This is a genomic window from Aquimarina litoralis (assembly GCF_019295435.1).
GTDB lineage: Bacteria > Bacteroidota > Bacteroidia > Flavobacteriales > Flavobacteriaceae > Aquimarina > Aquimarina litoralis_A.
Genome location: NZ_WEKL01000109.1, coordinates 67,671 through 87,787, shown reverse-complemented (window position 1 = coordinate 87,787; position 20,117 = coordinate 67,671). Strand labels below are relative to the sequence as shown.

Sequence of the window (20,117 nt, the reverse complement as noted above, 5' to 3'; positions counted from 1 at the left end):
GGTACAGTACCAACAGACTTTCCCGATGATGACAATCCAGGGGATGATAGAGACTGGCGGGATCCATTAGATGCAGATGATGATGGTATTGCCGAYAATGTGGATGAGGATGATGACAATGATGGTATTCCCGATGTTGTAGAGAGTGGAGGAAAYGCCCCTAATGGNGATGAGGATGGCGATGGTRTTCCTAACTGGCAGGATGATAGTGATGATGGTACTGGAGATGGAAGTACGACGGACTATACAGATAGTAATGGTGATGGTGTTCCGGATGTGTATGACAATGATGGTGATGGTATTCCCAACCACTTAGATTTAGACAGTGATAATGATGGATTATATGATGTAGTAGAGACGGGCAATGGTGTATTAGATACGGACAATGATGGTCAGATCAACGGTAGTGTTGGAACGAATGGTATTCCAGATACTGCAGAAGATGGAGGTGTTGATGGCGCGGGAGTAAGTGGTACACCTACGGATACGGATATGAATCCTAACGATGGTCCTGACTATTTAGATATCGATGCTGATGATGATGGTATAGTAGATAATATCGAGGGTCAGACCACAGCGGGTTATATTGCCCCTATTGTCGATGATCCTTTAACGCCTTTGGTTGATGAATCTGATACCGATGGTAATGGAGTGAATGATGCTTATGATACCAATGGTACTGCTATTGACCCTACCAATACAGACGGTGCAGCCGATGGCGCAGACTATGTAGATACAGACTCCGATGATGATGGAGAAAGTGATACTATTGAAGGATATGATACAGATGATGATGGTGTAGCAGATACGCTTCCAAGTGGTAATGACAGTGATGGTGATGGATTGGATGATAATTTTGATACAGATGATGCAGATCCCGATCCTACCAATGGAGGTCAAACTGCAACAAACCCATTCCCTAATACAGATAATCCAACTACTCCAGAACCAGATTGGAGAGATACGGATGATCTTGTAGATCTATTTATAACAAAAACTGTGGATGATGGAACCCCAGATGAAGGAGGAACTATAAATTATACGATCACGATTACTAACAATGGAGCCCCAGCAGCTACTAATGTTTCAATTACTGATGTTTTACCAGTAGGAGTTACCTATGTAAGTGATACTCCAAGTCAAGGAACGTATGACGACGCTACTGGACTTTGGACAATTGGTACAATTAGTAATGGATCTTCCGTAAATGTAGTAATTGAAGCTACGGTTGATGCAGGTACCAGTGGAGATACGATTACAAACACAGTTACTGACGTTATACTAGATCAAACAGATAATGATATAACTGCAGATGACTTAAGCGAAGATATTATAGTAAATAATGAGGTTGATTTAGTAATTGCTAAGACTGTTGATGATGGCACTCCTGATGAAGGCGATACTATCAATTATACAATCACAGTTACTAATAATGGTCCAGCTACCGCTACTAATGTATCCTTAACGGATGTATTACCAGCAGGTGTTACTTTTGTGAGCTCAACACCAGCAGCAGATTACAATGCAGCTGTAGGAGTTTGGACTATTGGAGACTTGTTAGATGGTGATATTACAACCTTAACTCTTACTGCAACGGTTGATGCAGGTACAAGTGGAGATACGATTACCAACACAGTTACTTCAGTTATCTTAGATCAAGTAGATAATGATACAACGGCTGATGACTTAAGTGAAGATATTATAGTAAATAATGAAGTTGACCTTGTAGTAGCTAAGATTGTAGATAATCCTACTCCAGATGAAGGTTCTAATGTTACGTATACAATTACTGTGACCAACAATGGTCCAGCTCAGGCTACTAATGTCGTATTAACCGATGTATTACCAGCAGGTGTTACGTATGTAAGTGATACAGGTGCGGGCGCTTATGTGAATGGTACAGGAATCTGGACAATTGGTATAATCAACAGTGGTTCTAATGCTACGATTGATATCGTAGCGAGTGTCGATGTTGGTACTAGTGGAGATACGATTACCAATACGGTTACTTCGGTTACTTTAGATCAAGTAGATAATAATACCACTGCGGATGATCCAAGCGAAGACATTGTGGTGAATAATGAAGTAGACTTAGTAGTAGCTAAGATTGTAGATAATCCTACTCCAGATGAAGGTTCTAATGTTACGTATACGATCACTGTGACCAACAATGGTCCAGCTCAAGCTACTAATGTAGTCTTAACAGATGTATTACCAGCAGGTGTTACGTATGTAAGTGATACAGGAGCGGGAGCTTATGTAAATGGTACAGGAATCTGGACAATTGGTATAATCAATAGTGGTTCTAATGCTACGATTGATATTGTGGCGAGTGTGGATGCAGGTACTAGTGGAGATACGATTACCAATACAGTTACTTCGGTTACATTAGATCAAGTAGATAATGATACCACTGCGGATGATCCAAGTGAAGACATTGTGGTGAATAATGAAGTAGACTTAGTAGTAGCTAAGATTGTAGATAATGCTACACCAGATGAAGGTTCTAATGTTACTTATACAATTACTGTGACCAACAATGGTCCAGCACAAGCGACTAATGTAGTCTTAACAGATGTGTTACCAGCAGGTGTTACCTATGTAAGTGATACAGGTGCGGGCGCTTATGTAAGTGGTACAGGGCTATGGACAATTGGTACAATCAATAGTGGAGCGAATGCTACTATAGATATTGTAGCGAGTGTCGATGCAGGTACAAGTGGAGATACGATTACCAATACGGTTACTTCGGTTACTTTAGATCAGGTAGATAATGATACCACTGCGGATGATCCAAGCGAAGACATTATAGTCAATAATGAGGTTGATTTAGTAGTGGCTAAGATTGTAGACAATGCTACTCCAGATGAAGGTTCTAATGTTACTTATACGATCACAGTTACGAACAATGGTCCAGCACAAGCGACTAATGTAATCTTAACAGATGTATTACCAGCAGGTGTTACGTATGTAAGTGATACAGGAGCAGGAGCTTATGTAAGTGGTACAGGACTATGGACAATTGGTACGATCAATAGTGGAGCAAATGCTACTATAGATATTGTAGCGAGTGTTGATGCAGGTACAAGTGGAGATACGATTACCAATACGGTTACGGATGTTACTTTAGATCAGGTAGATAATGATACCACTGCGGATGATCCAAGCGAAGACATTATAGTAAATAATGAGGTTGATTTAGTAATTGCTAAGACTGTTGATGATGGCACTCCTGATGAAGGCGATACTATCAATTATACAATCTCAGTAACTAATAATGGTCCAGCTACCGCTACTAATGTATCCTTAACAGATGTGTTACCAGCAGGTGTTACTTTTGCGAGTTCAACACCAGCAGCAGATTACAATGCAGCTGTAGGAGTTTGGACTATTGGAGACTTGTTAGATGGTGATATTGCAACCTTAACTCTTACTGCAACGGTTGATGCAGGTACTAGTGGAGATACGATTACCAACACAGTTACTTCAGTTACCTTAGATCAAGTAGATAATGATACAACGGCTGATGACTTAAGTGAAGATATTATAGTGAACAATGAAGTTGACCTAGTAGTAGCTAAGATTGTAGATAATCCTACTCCAGATGAAGGTTCTAATATTACGTATACAATCACAGTTACCAACAATGGTCCAGCTCAGGCTACTAATGTTGTATTAACAGATGTGTTACCAGCAGGAGTTACGTATGTAAGTGATACAGGTGCGGGCGCTTATGTAAATGGTACAGGAATCTGGACAATTGGTGTAATCAATAATGGTTCTAATGCTACGATTGATATTGTAGCGAGTGTCGATGTTGGTACTAGTGGAGATACGATTACCAATACAGTTACTTCGGTTACTTTAGATCAGGTAGATAATGATACTACAGCGGATGATCCAAGCGAAGACATTATAGTCAATAATGAGGTTGATTTAGTGGTTGCTAAAATTGTAGATAATCCTACACCAGATGAGGGTTCTAATGTTACCTATACGATTACTGTGACCAACAATGGTCCAGCACAAGCGACTAATGTAGTCTTAACAGATGTATTACCAGCAGGTGTTACGTATGTAAGTGATACAGGTGCGGGCGCTTATGTAAGTGGTACAGGACTATGGACAATTGGTACGATCAATAGTGGAGCGAATGCTACTATAGATATCGTAGCAAGCGTTGATGCAGGTACTAGTGGAGATACGATTACCAATACAGTTACTTCGGTTACATTAGATCAGGTAGATAATGATACCACTGCGGATGATCCAAGTGAAGATATTGTGGTGAACAACGAAGTAGACTTAGTGGTTGGTAAAATTGTAGATAATCCTACACCAGATGAGGGTTCTAATGTTACCTATACGATTACTGTGACCAACAATGGTCCAGCACAAGCGACTAATGTAGTCTTAACAGATATGTTACCAGCAGGTGTTACCTATGTAAGTGATACGGGAGCAGGAGCTTATGTGAATGGTACAGGAATCTGGACAATTGGTACGATCAATAGTGGAGCGAATGCTACTATAGATATTGTAGCGAGTGTCAATGCAGGTACAAGTGGAGATACGATTACTAACACAGTTACTTCAGTTACCTTAGATCAAGTAGATAATGATACAACAGCTGATGACCTTAGCGAAGACATTATAGTCAATAATGAGGTTGATTTAGTAGTGGCTAAGATTGTAGAYAATGCTACTCCAGATGAAGGCTCTAATGTTACTTATACGATCACCGTTACCAACAATGGTCCAGCTCAAGCTACCAATGTTGTATTAACCGACGTATTACCAGCAGGAGTTACGTATGTAAGTGATACAGGAGCGGGAACTTATGTAAATGTTACAGGAATCTGGACAATTGGTGTAATCAACAGTGGTTCTAATGCTACGATTGATATTGTAGCGAGTGTCGATGCAGGTACTAGTGGAGATACGATTACGAACACGGTTACGCATGTTACTTTAGATCAGATAGATAATGATACAACTACTGATGATCCTAGTGAAGATATTGTAGTTAATAATGATGCAGATCTAGTAATAAGTAAAACGGTAAGTAATCCAACACCTAATGAAGGAGAAATTATAACATATACAATAACTGTGACTAACAATGGTGTGGCGCAATCGACAGGTTTAATCGTCAATGATCAACTTCCAGCAGGAGTTACGTATGTAAACGATGTATCATCGCAAGGAACTTATGCACCAGCATCAGGTGATTGGACAATTGGAGTTCTGAATAATGGTGATACGGCTACTCTGGATATTCAAGTAGAAGTTGATAGCGGTACAAGCGGAGATACAATTAACAATGTTATAACTGTTGCATCAGATCAAAATGATCCAGATACCTCTAATAATGATTTAGAAGAAATAATTACGGTCACTAATATTGCAGATTTAGTAATTACTAAGACAGTTGATAATAGTACTCCTAATGAGGGTGATACCATTAATTATACAATTATTGTAACCAATAATGGTACTGAACAAGCCACTCAGTTAGTTATTAATGACTTATTACCGGCAGGAATTACCTATGTGTCTGATACGCCAACTATCGGTACGTATGACGACACTACAGGAGACTGGTTAATAGGAACTTTAAATGCAGGAGTAACAGCCATTTTAAATATTGAGGTTACTGTTGATACAGGTACAAGTGGAACAACTATTAATAATGTTATTACCTTCTCAATGGATCAAACAGATCCAGATACCTCTAATAATGATTTAGAAGAAGAAATTAATGTTGTCGGTGAAATTGATTTAGTTGTATCCAAGTCAATAGTAGAACCAGGTCCATATGTGTTAGGAGGTATTTATACATACACTATTATAGTTGCAAATTCAGGACCTGCTCAAGCTACTAATGTAGCTATTACGGATCAATTACCAGGAGGTATCACTTATGTTGCTGATACACCAGATCAAGGATCTTATGATAATGTAACTGGAGTATGGACTATAGGAACTATACCAGCTGATGAATTAAGGATGTTAATGATAACTTTCTCAGTAGATCCTGGTTCTTCTAATGCAACTATCACTAACATTATAACCGATGTGGTTCTTGATCAGGTCGATCTTGATATCGTTGAAGATGATTTAGAAGAGACTATAGTAGTCGATGGTGATAATGATAATGATGGTATATCTGATAGTGTAGATATAGATGATGATAATGATGGAATTCTAGACATTGTAGAAGGAGATATAGATATGGATGGAGATGGTATACCAGATTCTCTTGATCAGGATAGTGATAATGATGGAATTCCTGACAATGTAGAAGGACAAACTACAGATGGATATATACCTCCTACCGGGAATGATAGTGATGGAGATGGATTGGATGATGCTTACGAAGGAACCGGTGATGAAGGAGTGAATCCTGAAGATACTGATGGAGACGGTACTCCTGATTATATAGATGAAGATAGTGATAATGACGGAATTCCAGACTTAATCGAAGCATTTGATTATGACAATGATGGAATAACAGACACCTTACCAAGCGGAGAAGATATTGATAATGATGGAATTGATGATGCTTATGATGGAGATACAACGGGATATGGAGATCCAAATGGTGATATTGTAGATACAGATCCTGATACCGAACTTAATAATACTGATGGTGATGCCGAACCAGACTATCGTGATATTGACGATGATGGTGATGGTGTTGATACGGCTGAAGAAAATTATGATGGTGATGATGATCCTGGAGATACAGATACAGATGAAGATGGTATCCCAGATTATCTGGATACCGATGATGACGGTGACGGTATTGAAACAGAGGATGAGAATCCAGATCCAAATGGAGATGGTATTCCAGACGATGCCATAGATACCGACGGAGATGGAGATCCTGATTACTTAGATCCAAATAGCCCAATTGATCCAGATGCAGAAGATGGAGTTGAAATTTTTACTGGTATTTCTACAAATGGAGATGGTATTAATGATGTCTTCGTAATACGAGGAATAGAGAATCTAGAAAATACCGTTGAGATCTATAATCGTTGGGGTGTAAAAGTATACAGTACTGATAATTATGGTAGAAATGATAACTTCTTTAGAGGTATATCTAATGGTAGAGCGACTGTCGAATCAAGAGATGAACTGCCAGTAGGTACGTATTATTATGTTCTAGAATATGTTCTGGAAACAGGCGAACGTAAGCAAAGAGCAGGATACTTATATATCAATAAATAATCTATCATATAAAGAGAAATACCCGTGAGGAACTTCTCACGGGTATAAATAAAAATATTAAACTAAAGCTGATGAAAAAAGTATACATCCTAATTACTACAGTACTTTTAAGTTTCGCTTTCCAGCAAAAAGGACTCGCGCAACAAGATGCTCAATATACACAGTATATGTATAATACAATTAGCGTAAATCCTGCCTATGCAGGTAGCAGAGGTGTTATGAGTATTACTGGTTTGCATCGTAGTCAATGGGTGGGATTAGATGGAGCTCCAAGAACTCAGACGTTATCATTAAATACTCCTCTAGGAGAGAATAATCGTGTGGGATTAGGAATATCTATTGTTAACGATGAAATTGGTCCAACTAATGAAACTTATTTCGATATTGATTTTTCATATACCATTCCTACTTCAGACAATGGGAAATTAAGCTTAGGTTTAAAAGCAGGTGGTCATTTATTGAACGTAGATTTTCAAAGACTTACCCAATTCGATGTTAATGATCCTAATTTCGAAAATAATATAGATAATAAGTTTAGTCCAAATGTAGGTATAGGAGTATATTATCACACTAATAAATTTTATTTCGGATTAAGTGCGCCAAACCTTTTAGAAACAGATCATTTTGATGAAGATGCAACTGTGAATAGTGATGACTCATCCACTTTTATCGCAGAAGAACGAATAAACTATTACTTGATTTCAGGATATGTTTTCGAACTCAACGACAATTTAAAGTTCAAACCTGCCGTTCTTAGTAAGTTGGTCTTTGGAGCACCATTACAAGTAGATTTGTCTGCAAATTTTCTAATGTATGACAAACTTACATTAGGTGTTGGTTATCGCTGGAGCGCAGCATTTAGTGCTATGGCTGCTTTTCAAATTTCTGATTCTTTAATGGTTGGATTTGCATATGATAAGGAATCAACAGAATTAGGTCGTACTCAGTTTAATGATGGAAGTTATGAAGTGTTATTACGATTCGAACTCTTTAGAAAATATAATAGAATGCTAACTCCTAGGTTCTTCTAGAATAAAAATATTGATTATGAATTTAATAAAATACGTTGTCTATATATCTGTTAGTATTATCGTTTGTGGTGTTGTAAATGCTCAAGAGAAACGTCTCGAAAAAGCAGATGAAAATTTTGAGCAATATGCATTTGTAGATGCTAGAAAAATATATTTAGACGTGGCAAAAAGTGGTTATGCTTCTGCTGATTTATTCAAAAAACTAGGGGATTCCTATTATTTCAACGCAGAATTAGAAGAATCTGTAAAGTGGTATGAAGAATTGGTAAATGGATATGCAAGTGAGATTGATCCCGAATATCTATTCAGATATTCTCAAAGTCTTAAAAGTGTTGAGCGATATGATGAAGCTGATAAAGCTATGGAAAAATTTAACGAAGCTACAGGAAATGATCAGCGTGCAGAGTATTTCGTAAGTACAAGAGATTACCTGAGGTTTATAGAAATGCAATCCGGAAAATTTACCTTAAAAAAATTGAATATCAATTCTAAATTTTCTGATTATGCTCCTAGTTTTGACAATCAAGGACAGATGGTTTTTGCATCTTCCAGAAATGGAGGAAATTCTGTAATTAAGACTCTTCATGAGTGGAACGAAATGCCATTTTTAGATCTTTTTTCTGCAGATATTACTGGAGATAGAAATGCATTATCCAATCCTAAAAAAATGAAAGGCGATATTAACACCAGATTTCATGAATCATCTTCTACTTTTAGTCAGGATGGTCAGACGGTGTATTTTACCAGAAATAATTTTACCAAAAAACGATTGGGTTCAAATACAAAAGGAACCATTCTCTTAAAATTATATAGAGCAACATTAGAAGGAGAAAAATGGAAGAATGTAGAAGAATTACCTTTCAATAGTGAAGAATATTCAGTAGCTCATCCTGCTTTAAGTGTAGACGGGAAAAAATTATATTTCGCTAGTGACATGCCAGGAAGTAAAGGATTATCAGATTTGTATGTAGTCGATATCAATGATGATGGAACTTTTGGATCTCCTACAAATTTAGGAGATAAAATAAATACAGAAGGAAGAGAAACTTTTCCATATGTTAGTAATTCAGGAAGATTGTATTTTGCTAGTGATGGGCATGTTGGACTTGGAGGACTCGATATTTTTGTAGCAGTACCAGATGATACTACAGGATTTTCACAACCTTATAATGTAGGAAGACCTGTTAATAGCTCAGAAGATGATTTTACTTTTGTTTTAAATGAAGATACAAGAATCGGTTTTTTTGCAAGTAATCGCCAAGGAGGAAAAGGAAATGATGATATTTACAGCTTTAAACAAACGGAAGATTTAATAACCACTTGTGCTCAATATGTAGAAGGGAAGGTAACAGATGCTTACACTAGAGAAATTCTCGCGGGTACTGAAGTTTCTTTATTAGATGAAAATAATCAAGAACTAGATAAAACCGTTACGGATTCACAAGGTAATTATAAGTTTAATGTTTCATGTGAGACAACCTATATCTTAAGAGGATCAAAAATAAACTATAGCCCTACCGAAGCTCCTCTTGAAACCAATGCAGCTTTAGAATATACACATCAATTGCCATTACAATTAGGAAAAGGAGGATTACAAGGACAAGAAGTAAAACCAGGTGATGATTTAGCTAAAATTTTAAAATTACAGATTATTTATTTTGATCTAGATAAATCGTTCATCAGACCAGATGCAGAGATAGAATTGCAAAAAATCATTGCAGTTATGAAAGAATATCCACAGATGAAAATTGATGTACGTTCCCATACCGATAGTAGATCCTCAGATGATTATAACATGTTCTTAAGTGAACGAAGAGCAAAAAGTACTATCAAATATATCATTGAGAAAGGAGGAATTGATAGATCCAGACTTTCAGGTAGAGGTTATGGTGAGTCCTCATTAGTAAATAAATGTAATAATGATACAGATTGCAGCGAAAAAGAACATCAAGAGAATAGAAGAAGTGAATTTATATTATTAGAGTAATGCTACCATAAATGACTAGAAAATTATAACAAAATGATTGACAATCAGAAGGCAAAGTGATTTGTTAATGGGAGCTAATGTAATTTCTGAAAAGGATTGTGTTTTTTATTTTTATATGACGATGGGAATAAAAACGTTAAGCAAAATTTTCTTACAAAACTTTTTTTGATCTTATGTTAGTGCAGACCTCTCTATGCGAATGGGTAACGTAAGAGAGGTCTTCCTTATTTATAGACTATCATATATCTTTCCTGTTTTTGATCTTTAAATTGCCAATCTTTTCTATTTTAGCACTCTTATGGTAAATATTCAACTATTAGAGTATTTAGAATCTTTTCTAACTCCAAGACGTCAAAGCATTAATAAAAAAGTAATAGCAGAAAGAACTAATTATTTTACAGTGGCTGTAGAAGATGTATATCAATTACATAATACAAGTGCTGTAATTCGAAGTTGTGATGTTTTTGGTGTTCAGAATGTACATGTCATCGAAGAAATAAATGCTAAACGAATTGATAGAGAAATTGCAATGGGGGCCCAAAAATGGGTAGATATTAATCGATATACCACCACAAAAGAATGTATTCATTCTTTAAAAAGTAAAGGATATCAGATTGTTGCTACTACGCCGCATGATCGTTCGGTAAAATTAGAAGATTTTGATATTAGCAAGCCTTCTGTTTTTTTCTTTGGACAAGAACAAGAAGGACTAAGTGATACTGTACTGGATGCAGCAGATGTTAAACTACATATCCCTATGGTTGGATTTACAGAAAGTCTGAATATTTCCGTTTCTGCAGCAATTATTCTACAACATGTTACTTCCTTATTGAGAAATTCAAATATTCCTTGGCAATTATCAGAAGAGGAGAAATTTGAAAAAAGGCTCGATTGGGCTAAAAAAGTTATCAAAAGTCACGAAAAAATTATAACTAGATATAAAGAAGAGAATAGATAACAAATACTAATTCACTCATAACGAATACTAAATAGTAGTCAACATATTCTCTGAAAATTCCCTTATAGGAATTGGCAATTTTGTTATAAATAACGGTTTACGCGTAAAAGGTTAATGTACTTAAATCAAACGATTTAAATTTTAATTCCCTATATTTGAGTAACTTAATACTGTTAAGTACCCATAAAACATCTTTGTCATGAGCAAAAAAAAGTCTCCTACCAGCAAAATGAAAACACTTTTAAATCAAGTAAAAACTGGATTTAAATCTAACAAAACAACCATTAACTATACATCAGAAGTCGTTCACGATATTTTTCATAAAAGAACAAGTACTTCGTAACTAACAACTCACTACTAAATTGTACTTTAGGTCTAAAAATTAATTTTTAGACCTAAAGTTTTTTTACGTTTTCTGAAATAACACTAATCATTTTTACTATTTGATCAAAAATATATTTTGCGTAAAATAATCATTGTAATCATATATTTCCTTTACCTGTATGTTTCTTGAAAATACTTGATAATTAGAATCTGTAACTCTCAATTCCCAGTTTCCTTTTGGTAATTGAAGAGCGTATAATCCATTTTCTGATAAGGTATAAAAATGTCTAATACCATTTTTAAATACTTCAATGGATATGGGACTTAAGATTTTTTGAGAAGTATGAGTGTCAATAACTTGTCCTTTCACATTATAAAAACTTTGTAAAGAAGGTTCTTTTTTCGAAATTTTAGAACCATTCCAGTTGTACCAATTAGAAGAATTATTCCAAACCCATTCTCCTGAAAAAGAATTATTGAAATTTGGATTTTTCATCTCAAAGCGAATAATACCTTTCCGGTTCATTCGATAATTTTCAAAAGTTCCTTCAAAATACTCCTTTCCATTGATATAATGTCTGTATCCATAAATAACACCAGTGTTTCCATAATCTCCATATATCAATTGTCCCTTTTCTATAAATCTCAATTCTCCATAGGTGGAATTCCAGGTTCCAGTCCACTTGATATTTGAATAAGTGTTGCTTTTTTCTAATGCTTCCATTTCATTTATAAACAATTCATCATCTTCTTTAGAACAGTTAAAAAAGGAAAAGGTGATTAAAAGTAAACCCAGTAATTTTAAGAATTTCATGCCTTTAGTATTTAGTTAAATTACGATACTTAGTGTTCAATAAATCTAAAGGTTAACGTATTCGTAAATTTCAAATCATTTATAGTTCATTTATAATTTAAAATGTAACTTGAAGTTCTATTGTTAAAACTAAACTTATGGTCACTTGGTTTGAAATTCCGGTTACAGATATGAATCGCGCAAAAGCTTTTTATGAAAAAGTTTTCGATATAAAAATTAACCTTGTCGAAATGGATGGTGTTAAAATGGGGTGGTTTCCTAACAAAAGTCAGGTAGGTACTACAACAGGTACTTTAATTCTTTTAGAAGAAGATTATAAACCTTCTGCTGATGGAGTGGTAGTATATTTTTCTTCAGAAGATGTTGCCAACGAGATTGCTAGGGTTGATATCTCAGGAGGAAAAGTACTCATTGATAAAAGATTAATATCAGAGGAAAACGGCTATTTTGCCCAGTTTATTGATTCTGAAGGAAATCGAATAGCGTTACATTCTCAGAAGTAATAGGAGTAGAGATATAGATTTTTCTTATTTTCTATCCAATACTTTATATTCCTCATAGCAATCACTAATTGCATCAAGGATTTGAAGATCATTAGCAAACTTTATAAAATCTACCGAATAGTTACAGTTTCTTAGTATTTCGTCAATATCTAAACGTTCTACTTGTAATAAAGCCATTAGGGTAGCACGATCAAATTTTGTTTCTAAAAGATTTCTAATTTCGTCATCCTTTTTCATTTTCCTGAGTTTGCGCAATTCATTTGATCGTTTGCTAAAAATATTATACAGGAAGTCTGCGGGATTGAAAATGGCGCCTAGAACTTTATTTACAGCTCCTGGTTGTTTACTACCACCTTCATATCCCGAATTTAATCCAGAAATACTATATCTATAATTGTTATAAACCGGAATTTTTTTAGCATCAATTTCTAAATAACCAGTTAGCTGAACATCGGCTACCACAACTTCTTCTAATGCTATTCCTAATTCTGTCATTTTAATTTTGACATCGCCAAATTTCTTCCAGTCATTAGTTACTCTTACCCTAAGAGCTTTATATCCTATATAGGTGAAATATAAAGTATCATTTACTTTTGCTTTAATTTCAAAATTTCCATCCTTATCAGAAATAGTTCCTATCACCTGACTTAGATTTACAACATGAACATTCTGTAGTTTACTATCTGTAGAGGCATTAAGTACTTGTCCAGATACTGTTTCAGTATCAGTATCCTGACCATATAATCCTATACTAAGAATAAGTGTTATGTAGATTAAAATTTTTTTCAAAAGCTTCTTTTTATAATTGTTTAATGATCAACCTTACCTATATATGACGGCTGTTCTCTACGAACTTAACATAAAAATCGGACCAAAAATCATATAGTTTAGTTAATTCATAAAAAAATTACCTTCGATCACTACGTTTTCTTCGGTCTCGTCGTCCGTTATTTCCTTTATCGCTACTTTTTTGATCACGACGATTTCTTCCTTTCGGCTTGAAACCTTCGCTTCTTCTTTTTCCTTTAAAACCTCCGCCATTATTATCTCTTCTTCGTCTACCACCTCTGTTTCTTCCAGAATCTTTAGAAATTTCAACATTTACCTTTCTTCCTTCCATTCTAAAGTCTTCAAAAACAGAAAGAATCATATCTTGATGTTCGGAATCAGTATTAAAAAAAGAAAAACTTTCTTTAACATCAACTCGACTTACACCATCTCTCCCTAATCCTAAAGTTTCTTTTAAGAAATCTTTTAAGGTCATCCAGTCGAAACCATCTTTTTCACCAACATTGATAAAATATCGAGTACTTCCGTCACGGCCTCTAGCACCATCTCCACTATCTCTGGATACATTTAAATCCTTCGCTTTCTTATAATAATTATGAAAACGAGAAAATTCTACAGAAAAGAATTTTTTAACTAATTCTTCTTTAGTAAAGTCTTCTAGTACTTCATTAATAGATGGTAAGTAACTATCAATTTCGTGATTTATCTCGGATTTTGCAATATCATTAGCTAAATGAAATAACTGTACCTGACAAATTTCTTCACCACTTGGTATTTCCTTTTCTTCGAACTTCTTTTTAATAATGCGTTCTACCGACTTGATCTTTCTAAGTTCACTTTTAGAAACAATCACCATAGAAACTCCACTTTTTCCAGCACGACCAGTTCTACCACTTCTGTGTGTATAGGTTTCAATTTCATCCGGCAGTTGGTAATTAATAACGTGAGTAACATCATCAACATCAATACCACGAGCAGCAACATCTGTAGCTACTAGCATTTGAATTTGACGATTACGGAAACTCTTCATCACCAAATCTCGCTGGTTTTGACTTAAATCCCCATGTAATGCCGCAGCGTTATAACCATCTTCAATAAGAGTTTCTGCTACTTTTTGAGTATCTCTTTTTGTACGACAAAAAATCACAGAAAAAATATCAGGATTCGCATCTGCCAATCGCTTTAAAGCGGCATAACGATCTCTAGAATTTACTACATAATATTCATGAGAAACATTTTTGGATCCAGTGTTTTTATGTCCAACAGTAATCTCTTGTGGATCATGCATAAAACGTTTGGCTATCGTGGCAACTTCTTTTGGCATAGTTGCAGAAAATAACCAAGTACTTTTGTCTTCAGGGGTATGAGAGAGAATAGAAGTAATATCTTCATAAAATCCCATATTCAGCATTTCATCAGCTTCATCTAATACACAATATCCAATATTAGAAATATTAACCATTTTTCGGTTAATCATATCTTGCATTCTTCCTGGAGTTGCAACAATAATTTGTGCACCACGCTTGATCTCTTTAGCTTGTTCGTGGATACTTGCACCACCATAGATGGCAACTGTTCTTAACCCTTTGCAGAACTTAGAGTAATTTTTTAATTCATTTGCAATTTGTAAACAAAGTTCACGAGTAGGAGAGAGGATCAAACCTTGAGTAATTCTACTCTCTACATCAATTTTTTCGATTAGTGGAAAACCAAATGCAGCAGTTTTTCCTGTACCTGTTTGCGCTAACGCTACAATATCAGTATCTTCATTAAGCAAAATAGGAATCGCCTTTTCCTGCACTTCACTTGGGGTTTCAAACCCCATTTCATTTACCGCCTTAATAATAGCTTCTCCGAGGCCTAATGCTTCAAATTTATTCATATACTTAAAATAAGCCGCAAAGGTACGGTTTATTATCTGTCTATTATAATAACGAAGTACTTATTCTGATGTTACAAAAAGAATGTCTTTAATTATAAAATAAGTATGACTTTGTATTACTTAATGATCTCAATTTCAAAAAGTTTGTCCCAATTCTTTCCTGTTACAAATAGTTGCTTAGTATCTTTTTTGTAGGCAATACCATTTAATACATCCAAATCTGGATGCTGATTAACTTTTTCTCTTAATCCTGATAGGTTAATAACTGCTTCTAGCGCACCGTTTTTTGGATTAATAATAGCAATTCCATCTTTTTGCCAAGTATTAGCATAGATTTTTCCATCGATCCACTCTAACTCATTAAATTTTGATTTCACTTTGGTGTCCGTGGCAATTTCTATATAGGATTTTTCAGATAAATCCTTTGGATTCAAAATCCAGATCTTTTCGGTACCATCACTTTTATATATGTTTTTTCCATCATTACATAATCCCCATCCTTCTTTACTTTTATTATAGGTAAAGCTTCCATTCTTTTCCAATGTTTTTAGATCATATATAAAACCTTCTTTTGATTGCCAGGTTAATTGATAAATCTTGTCATTAATTATCGTAATGCCTTCGGCAAAATATTTTTTATCAATATCTTTTTTAATCAATATTTCTCCTGTAGTATAATTTACTTTGCGTAAAGATGATAAACCATTTTTACCAGTACTTTCATAAAGAGTATCACCAACAAATTCTAATCCTTGCGTAAAGGCATTTTGGTCATGAGGATATTCTGCAATGATTTTATACTTATATAATTTAGGAGGTTTGTTATTATAAAAGGTCAGTTTTTTATAAACGTCTTCTTTTTTTCCCTCATAATACACAATTGCTTTTAAAAGATGTTTACCTAAACGTTCGGTATCAATTTTTTCTTCTAATTTTTGATCAGCAGTAGAGGCAAGTTTAGTGTCTTCAAAAAAATAAGTTACAGAATCAATTTTGAAGTTTTTGTTGTTAACAATACTTGCTTTTACGGTTTCTCCAAGCTTAAATTTCGATGTTTTGTTGTCAATTTTTATTGAAAATTGTTTTTTTTTCGCATCAACATTGCTGCCACAAGCGAGAATTAAAAAACATAATGATATGATGACGAATAGGTTACGGTTGTTCATGATATTGGTAATATTTAAAGCAAGATATTTATTTTAATTGGGTTTAAAAAATCATTGTTTTATATAGTAAAGATTGTATCTTTGCAGCGGCAAGTCCTACACAACCAGCTCCTGTTGAATCCTCCAGGGCGGGAACGCAGCAAAGGTATACGGTCGTAGCGGTGTGATGTAGGTAGCTTGCCTTTTTTTGTGCCCAAAAGTTTCCTTTTCTAAATGTTTTCGTTTATTTCGATTTATTTCGTTCTTCTTAATTCATAAATCGTAATTCCAGATGTATATTTGCCGATATGAATACAAATCAAAACACTAAAGTTGTTTTAATAACTGGTGGCTCATCAGGAATTGGTAAATCTATAGGGCTGTTTCTAACCTCTAAAGGATACATCGTTTACGGAACAAGTAGAAATCCGTCACGTTATGAAAATTTCAATAATTTTCCGTTATTACAATTGGATGTCGCTAATGTAGATAGTATTAAAGTTGTTGTAGAGACCATTCAGAAAGAACAGGGAAAACTAGACGTTTTAATAAATAATGCAGGTGCTGGTATTACGGGACCGATAGAAGAAATTCCAGAAGAAGAAATTATTAAAAACTTTACTACCAATTATTTTGGTCCGATCAATGTAGCGAAAGCAGTGTTGCCAATAATGCGTAAACAGCATAGTGGTTTGATTATAAATATTACCTCTATAGCAGGATATATGGGATTACCATTCAGAGGTGTTTATAGTGCTTCTAAAGCAGCACTTGAAGTTACTACAGAAGCTTGGAGAATGGAGTTAAAAGCTTTCAATGTTCAAATGACCAATATTGCTCCTGGTGATTTTGCTACCAATATTGCAGCAGGAAGATATCATGCTCCTGTTGTTTCTGGTTCTCCCTACGAAAAATCTTATGGAGACTCTTTGCAGCTAATGAATGAACATGTAGATGATGGAATGGATCCAAACGAAATGGCCAAAGCAGTATATAAGGTAATACAAACAAATAATCCTAAAGTACATTATAAAGTAGGAGCATTTATGCAAAAGTTTTCCATTGTACTCAAAAGAATTTTGCCTGATAAAGTATATGAGAAGTTGCTAATGAATCATTATAAATTGTAATTTTGACGACTTTTATACATAAGACTATTATAAAACAAGAATTTCAACAAATAATCATAAATCTAAACACAACAATATGAAGTTTTTTATTGATACTGCTAACCTTGATCAGATTAAAGAAGCACAAGATCTTGGAGTACTGGATGGTGTAACTACGAATCCATCATTAATGGCTAAAGAAGGTATCACAGGAAAGGATAATATTATAGAGCATTATAAAAAAATATGTGATATAGTAACTGGAGATGTAAGTGCTGAAGTAATTTCTACAGATTTCGAAGGAATTATAAAAGAAGGAGAGGAGTTAGCAAAACTTCATGATCAGATTATCGTAAAAGTACCTATGATTAAGGAAGGTGTAAAAGCAATAAAATATTTCAGTGATAACGGAATCAAAACAAATTGTACACTAGTATTTTCTGTAGGACAAGCATTGTTAGCCGCTAAAGCTGGTGCTACATATGTATCTCCTTTTATTGGAAGATTAGATGATATCTCTACAGATGGTCTGAATTTAATTGCAGAGATCAGAATGGTATATGATAACTATAATTTTGATACACAAATATTAGCAGCTTCTGTTAGACATACAATGCATGTGATTGACTGTGCAAAAATAGGAGCTGACGTAATGACTGGACCACTTTCTTCTATTGAAGGGTTGTTGAAACATCCTTTAACAGATATAGGTTTGGCAAAATTCCTTGCAGATTATAAAAAAGGAAACTAAATTCTTTAATGAATATATAAATGTAAAACTGTTCTTTTAATCGAGAACAGTTTTTTGTTTGTCAATACTTGCCATTCTACTATAGCTTAACAATTGCTTTTCGAAGAATGAAGAAAATAAATCTGCATTAGGATTTATAATTTTTCCTTGTTGATTTACCAAAATCACTTTATTGGTATAATGAATCACTAATTCATCAGATGAACATTTCGGGAATTTGAACTCATACTCATTTTCAAGATTATAATTATGTCTCTTGATCGTTTTTAACCAATTATCAGTTTGTTCGTCATCAGTATTAATAGCAATAAAATCAATATCCGGATATACTTTACTTAAGTGAGTAGTTCTTTTATGAGCTTTAACATAATGATCTTTTCTATCAATTGACCAGAAATACAAGGCGGTAACCGGTTTTTCAAAAAGTTCAGACAATTTTGTCATTTCACCATCAGAAGAAATAAGATCTTGATCCGGAATGATACTATTAGGTTTTAGCCTAGCTGTTGCTTTTGCCAGTTTTTTTAACTCTTTTTGAAATTTTTTATTACTACTTATAGATAGGTAATGATCTAATACTTTCTGAGAAGTATAATCATTTTTATTGTCTAAAATGAAATTGGTAGTAATACCACGTAATAAATTATTCTTTATATAAGATTGTTGAATTATACTATCCACAAGATCAAGTTTGTACATCGTATACTCAACCTTGCTCTTAGAAAAAGATTTTTTATTCATATACTTAGTATACGATGAGTTGGTAAAATAATGATTCAGAAATCTATTATATGAGTATAATCTCATAAGATCATCTTCATTAAAGTTTACCATGCCCCGATATTCAAAAAAATCATCAGGAATGGCATTAGCAACATTTCTGGTTCTTATTCTAGAATATTGATACCTATATAAGTACATTTCATATCTAGAAAAGAAATCATATTCAAAACTCGATTTACAAATCTTGCTCGCGAGATCACTTAATGGATATTTGTCGGTCAAATTACTAAATCTTGCTTGTCTTAACTCTAATAAAGAGTCCTGTTCTTTTTTAAATGCTTTCGGGCTTGGAGTGTATTTTCTGTTAGTTAATTGATTTCGTTCCTTTTCATTTTGTAGAAACATATCAATTAAAAAGTTGTTTTTTCGAGAACCCTTTCCCGTAAAAACTAAAGATTCATCAAATTCTAACGTATTTAAACGCATTAAAATACTATCGCCTTTCTCTAAAAGGATTAATTGAAATTCTGGATTATGTCTAAAAGAATATAATCCTTCTTTTATATTTTCAATCTTATGTAAGAATCGATTGTTCTTGTCCAAATAGATGGTATCCTGATAATCTTCACCTTTAAAAAGCACAACATAATCAGTATTTGGATTTACAATTTCTCCGCCCAAATAAATATGGTCATTAGTAATTTCTGTAGTAGAGTCACAACTCAACAAGCAAGAACTTAATGCACAGATAAAACAAAGATACTTTACTCTGAAGAAAAACATTTTGGGCGCTATAATTATACTGACAAACATTCAAAAATAAATGGAAAGACTTTTCTGATTTGTTAAGAATACGTTAATTGTG

At 34.2% G+C, this 20,117-nt stretch carries 13 protein-coding genes and 1 other RNA gene; 9 read left to right on the top strand and 5 right to left on the bottom strand.

Annotated features, from left to right (window positions below):
* Window positions 1-492 precede the first annotated feature (492 nt).
* The 5 genes from GBO31_RS24855 (at window position 493) to GBO31_RS24835 (ending at window position 11,555) form a co-directional block, all read left to right on the top strand.
* Entirely contained in the window at window positions 493-7,236 is a 6,744-nt protein-coding gene (locus tag GBO31_RS24855; protein ID WP_429725827.1) for a gliding motility-associated C-terminal domain-containing protein, read from the top strand.
* Between the two features lie 71 nt (window positions 7,237-7,307).
* Window positions 7,308-8,267, top strand: a complete 960-nt coding sequence (locus GBO31_RS24850) for a PorP/SprF family type IX secretion system membrane protein (protein WP_219011339.1) — start codon at window positions 7,308-7,310, stop codon at window positions 8,265-8,267.
* A 16-nt stretch (window positions 8,268-8,283) separates the two neighbouring features.
* Window positions 8,284-10,254 carry an OmpA family protein gene (locus GBO31_RS24845; protein WP_219011338.1) on the top strand — a complete coding sequence of 657 codons (1,971 nt, stop codon included), beginning with the start codon at window positions 8,284-8,286 and terminating at the stop codon, window positions 10,252-10,254.
* Between the two features lie 298 nt (window positions 10,255-10,552).
* Window positions 10,553-11,212, top strand: a complete 660-nt coding sequence (locus tag GBO31_RS24840) for a TrmH family RNA methyltransferase (RefSeq protein ID WP_219011337.1) — start codon at window positions 10,553-10,555, stop codon at window positions 11,210-11,212.
* A 199-nt stretch (window positions 11,213-11,411) separates the two neighbouring features.
* Window positions 11,412-11,555: a hypothetical protein gene (locus GBO31_RS24835; RefSeq protein ID WP_219011336.1), complete on the top strand. Its 144-nt coding sequence runs from the start codon at window positions 11,412-11,414 to the stop codon at window positions 11,553-11,555.
* A gap of 96 nt (window positions 11,556-11,651) precedes the next feature.
* Here the strand turns inward: GBO31_RS24835 and GBO31_RS24830 are convergent, their stop codons facing one another.
* A complete protein-coding gene (locus tag GBO31_RS24830) occupies window positions 11,652-12,350 on the bottom strand; it encodes a hypothetical protein (protein ID WP_219011335.1) in 699 nt (232 codons plus the stop codon).
* Between the two features lie 137 nt (window positions 12,351-12,487).
* Here GBO31_RS24830 and GBO31_RS24825 point away from each other — a divergent pair, with 137 nt between their 5' ends.
* The gene (locus tag GBO31_RS24825; protein ID WP_219011334.1) at window positions 12,488-12,853 is read left to right on the top strand and encodes a VOC family protein; all 366 of its coding nucleotides are present in this window, start codon (window positions 12,488-12,490) and stop codon (window positions 12,851-12,853) included.
* A 24-nt stretch (window positions 12,854-12,877) separates the two neighbouring features.
* Here GBO31_RS24825 and GBO31_RS24820 read toward each other — a convergent pair whose 3' ends face one another.
* The 3 genes from GBO31_RS24820 to GBO31_RS24810 all read right to left on the bottom strand — a co-directional run bounded on the left by GBO31_RS24820 (window position 12,878) and on the right by GBO31_RS24810 (window position 16,690).
* Entirely contained in the window at window positions 12,878-13,642 is a 765-nt protein-coding gene (locus GBO31_RS24820; protein ID WP_219011333.1) for a carboxypeptidase-like regulatory domain-containing protein, read from the bottom strand.
* A 118-nt stretch (window positions 13,643-13,760) separates the two neighbouring features.
* On the bottom strand, window positions 13,761-15,524 hold the full coding sequence (locus GBO31_RS27340) for a DEAD/DEAH box helicase (protein WP_219011332.1): 1,764 nt from the start codon (window positions 15,522-15,524) through the stop codon (window positions 13,761-13,763).
* Window positions 15,525-15,640: 116 nt separating this feature from the next.
* Window positions 15,641-16,690 carry a glutaminyl-peptide cyclotransferase gene (locus GBO31_RS24810; protein ID WP_219011331.1) on the bottom strand — a complete coding sequence of 350 codons (1,050 nt, stop codon included), beginning with the start codon at window positions 16,688-16,690 and terminating at the stop codon, window positions 15,641-15,643.
* Window positions 16,691-16,777: 87 nt separating this feature from the next.
* Here GBO31_RS24810 and ffs point away from each other — a divergent pair.
* The 3 genes from ffs to fsa all read left to right on the top strand — a co-directional run bounded on the left by ffs (window position 16,778) and on the right by fsa (window position 18,529).
* Window positions 16,778-16,876, top strand: an RNA gene (gene ffs, locus GBO31_RS24805) — signal recognition particle sRNA small type.
* A 101-nt stretch (window positions 16,877-16,977) separates the two neighbouring features.
* On the top strand, window positions 16,978-17,799 hold the full coding sequence (locus GBO31_RS24800; RefSeq protein WP_219011330.1) for an SDR family oxidoreductase: 822 nt from the start codon (window positions 16,978-16,980) through the stop codon (window positions 17,797-17,799).
* A gap of 76 nt (window positions 17,800-17,875) precedes the next feature.
* A complete protein-coding gene (fsa, locus tag GBO31_RS24795; RefSeq protein ID WP_219011329.1) occupies window positions 17,876-18,529 on the top strand; it encodes a fructose-6-phosphate aldolase in 654 nt (217 codons plus the stop codon).
* Between the two features lie 36 nt (window positions 18,530-18,565).
* Here fsa and GBO31_RS24790 read toward each other — a convergent pair whose 3' ends face one another.
* Window positions 18,566-19,978: a TlpA family protein disulfide reductase gene (locus tag GBO31_RS24790; protein WP_219011328.1), complete on the bottom strand. Its 1,413-nt coding sequence runs from the start codon at window positions 19,976-19,978 to the stop codon at window positions 18,566-18,568.
* Window positions 19,979-20,117: the final 139 nt, after the last annotated feature.